Annotated in this window: 1 pseudogene; it reads left to right on the top strand. The window is 48.8% G+C overall.

The features are described from left to right. Positions 1–439 (top strand): annotated as a pseudogene (locus QJ48_RS34375) (chromosome condensation regulator); the annotation flags it as partial. Positions 440–799: the final 360 nt, after the last annotated feature.

Here is a 799-nt window from a genome sequence, read left to right as displayed (position 1 = left end):
TCTAAAGTCGGACGGCACGGTGGCGGTTGTGGGTTGTAATCGGTATGGCCAATGCAATGTAAGCGGCTGGCGCGACATAGCGGCGGCAGCGGCGGGTTACCTTCATACCATCGGTCTTACATCGGACGGCACGGTGGTTGCTGTGGGTCGAAATAATGAAGGCCAATGCAATGTAAGCGGCTGGCGCGGTATTGTAGCGATAGCGGCGGGTAGTAATCATACCATCGGCCTTAAATCGGACGGTACTGTGGCGGCTGTGGGTTGGAATAAGCATGGCCAATGCAATATAAGTGGCTGGCGCGATATTGTGGCGGTTGCGGCGGGTTGCACTCATACCGCCGGTCTTAAGTCGGACGGCACGGTGGTTGCTGTGGGTAATAATGAATATGGCCAATGCGATGTAAGCGGCTGGCGCGGCATCCAACTACCCGGCAATTAGTTTTCAATATTAATAATACATTGAAAGCCTTGCGCCGATCTCCCTCGCATGGCTTATGTTCTAACGTCATACCCGCTACGGTTATAACCACCTTATCAAAGAACGGTAGTTCAAAAATACAGCGACAAGTCTAGGACTTTATTTTCTCGTCCAAGACTGTCGCTGTTTCGATTTCTGGTGTCAGTCTAATACTAATTTCTATATAAGTTGAACTTTTAACATTCATAGCCGCGAGAATCGGGTAATGGTTTAGAAAAGGACCCGCCCGGAGGCGATAATCATGAATCGACGTGATGAAATTGAGAATCTGAATGAAGCCATGAGAGAAGCATCCAACAAACGCTTATACGAACGTTATTT

It is taken from the genome of Paenibacillus sp. A3, assembly GCF_001399685.1.
GTDB lineage: Bacteria > Bacillota > Bacilli > Paenibacillales > NBRC-103111 > Paenibacillus_G.
The sequence above is the reverse complement of the archived record's forward strand: the minus strand, read 5'-3'. Positions and strand labels throughout refer to the sequence as shown.